Source organism: Desulfotruncus alcoholivorax DSM 16058 (assembly GCF_000430885.1).
Taxonomy (GTDB): Bacteria; Bacillota; Desulfotomaculia; order Desulfotomaculales; family Desulfallaceae; genus Desulfotruncus; species Desulfotruncus alcoholivorax.
The window spans coordinates 1-2,397 of sequence record NZ_AUMW01000059.1 but is presented as its reverse complement, the minus strand read 5'-3'; the positions used below and the strand labels follow the sequence as shown (position 1 = coordinate 2,397).

At 49.5% G+C, this 2,397-nt stretch carries 3 protein-coding genes; all 3 read left to right on the top strand.

Going from position 1 to position 2,397, the window contains the following annotated elements:
• Positions 1 to 262 precede the first annotated feature (262 nt).
• Positions 263 to 499 carry a hypothetical protein gene (locus H569_RS0117005; protein ID WP_027365959.1) on the top strand — a complete coding sequence of 79 codons (237 nt, stop codon included), beginning with the start codon at positions 263 to 265 and terminating at the stop codon, positions 497 to 499.
• 270 nt (positions 500 to 769) lie between these two features.
• The gene (locus H569_RS0117000) at positions 770 to 1,174 is read left to right on the top strand and encodes a hypothetical protein (protein WP_027365958.1); all 405 of its coding nucleotides are present in this window, start codon (positions 770 to 772) and stop codon (positions 1,172 to 1,174) included.
• Positions 1,175 to 2,397: MobP3 family relaxase (gene mobP3, locus H569_RS20865; RefSeq protein WP_051273732.1), on the top strand; the 1,223-nt coding region annotated here is incomplete at its 3' end.

Below are 2,397 nucleotides of genomic sequence, written 5' to 3'. Positions count from 1 at the left end.
GTTAAAAAAGTCAGGTTTAAAGAAAATATAGCCGAAATGGGTGAGCTGGACCTGATTTATGTCAGTAAAAACATACTGGAGGAAATGGGACTGCAGGATGAAATAGCGGTGCGGGTTGTATCACCCGATAAAGTTGGGAGTACCGCAGCTGCAAGATGACCAAAGTTTATACGTTATTGTAAAGCCGGTGGTATATTAGCATTATTAATTCGCTACCGGCCTCATTATTTCCCTGATTTATAATTTGCGAGGAGTGGTGTATGTGGCGAGGGTACTAAAAAAAGACATGTCTATACAACATGGTCGTAATGTTCGTCTTTACATGTACCCGGAACAGGTGCATTGGTTGGAACAAGCAGCGCGTCTTAGCGGGTACTCCAAAAGCGAGATTGTACGGATGGCCCTTGATGAGTACCGTAAAAAGGTCAGTTTGCCGGGTACTAATGAAGGGGGTGACTATGATGCCGGTCAGGGGGCGTTTGAGAAGAGTATTATCTAATGCGCTCTTATGGGGACCTTTTAAGGGTATGTTTTTAGGTACTACTGAGAGGGTATTTAAAGTATGCTCTAACGCGGCAAAATTTCCGCCGCGTTTCTTAAGGCAGGATAAGGCGCGGTGCCCCGCGCGGTGCTACACATGCCCGGCAAAGCCGGGCAGACTATTCTTATAAGGGATTCTTATTGCGGTTCTTAAATCAATAATGTGCATCTATTGAGCATCTCAATGCATCTGTAATCCCTTTAAATCTACTTGAAAGAGAGGTGCTATTTGGCATCTATGCAAAGAAAAAAGCTAAAACCCGTTACTATTAGGTTTGAAGAAGATGCTTATAATTCACTTCAAGTTTTAGCTAAACAACGAGGCGAACCTCTTGCTGTTTTAGCAAGAAGAATGGTTGAAGAAGCTCTAACGCAGAAGCAAGCAATAGAGGGTATTGATCTTATATCGGCGGCACTGTCAAAAGTTGTTCGCCGCGAGTTAAAACCGGTAGAAGACCGCATGGCAAAACTAACCGCCAAATCAGCCGTAGCCGGTGCCACCAGTATGTATCTGAATTACTTTGTTATCCAGCAGGCGTTGGGACCAAAACTTACAAAAAGCGCAAAGGAAGTATACGAAACAGCTCGGGTAAAAGCGGTTGCCTATTTAAAAGAACCACCGGTGGATGAATAAATGCCCCCGTTTGTCCTGAAAATCAAATTTTACAAGCCGGGTGGCGATAATTGCGGTAAAAATGCCGCGCATGTAAATTACATAGCCACCAGGCCGGGGGCCGACCGGGGCGATATCAATATAGGCGACCGCGATTCTGAATTGAGGAAAGATGATTTTGAACTCGACAGCCCGGCCGGTCACGTTAAATATGCAGCGGAGAGACCGCGAAGCCATGGATTGTTCGGGGCGGACGAAAAGCCGCCGGACTTGGAAGAAGTGCGGGAGGAATTGGGGCAGCATGATGGGATAGTTTGGCGTTTCGTGCTTTCGCTCAGGGAGGATATGGCCAAACGAATGGGATATATTGACCGTAAAAGTTGGGAGAATGCACTTCGCGCCGGTGTTCCGGAGGCGGCACAGGCCATGGGTATACCGGAGAGTAATCTCCGGTGGGTGGCCGCTTATCATGCGGAGGCCGGGCACCCGCACGTCCATTTGGTTATGTGGGAAAAAGAAACCCACAGGAACAGGGGGGTGTTGAGCCCGGGAGAAAGGAGGGATGTCCGGAAGGCCTTTATCAGGTCAATTTACGCTGCCGAGCGGAGCCGGTTGGGAGTTGAGAAAACAGCTATCAGGGATATGGTCAGGGATGTTGCCCGGGGTGAAATGGACCGGGTGAATGAGTTGATTGTCCGGGTTAAGTCAGAGCATCAGGTGGTCCAGGCTATGGACGGTGGCGCAGCGGGAGTGGTACCGCGATTGTCTGATGACGACCGGGAGGACCTGGCCGGGCTGGTGGAAAACCTGGCTAAAATTATGCCCGGTAAGGGCCGGGTGGCGCTGAAGTACATGCCGGAAGAAGTCAAGGCCGGGGCCAGGGAAATTGCAGACTGGATACTCTCAAAGCCGGGTTTTTCCGCATCCTCGGTCAGGTATAGAGAGATTGCCCGGGAAATGGCCGGGCATTATACATCGCAGGAACAAAAATTAAATCAGGCAGAGGAAAACGCCTACAGTGATTTGCGGGACAGGGTGTCTCAGCTTGTGTTAAAAACTGCGGCGCAGGTTCGGGTGGAGGAACCGCACACCGAGGGTGAAGCATATACCTTGGAAAACGGGAGTAGTTATGACGGAAGGATTAATGGGGGAAAGTTTATAGTACCCAACACGGAAAATGTGGCGGAAAACCTGTGGCGGGGCGCCGGCAGAGCTACAACCAGGGCATTATATCGCGTTGACCC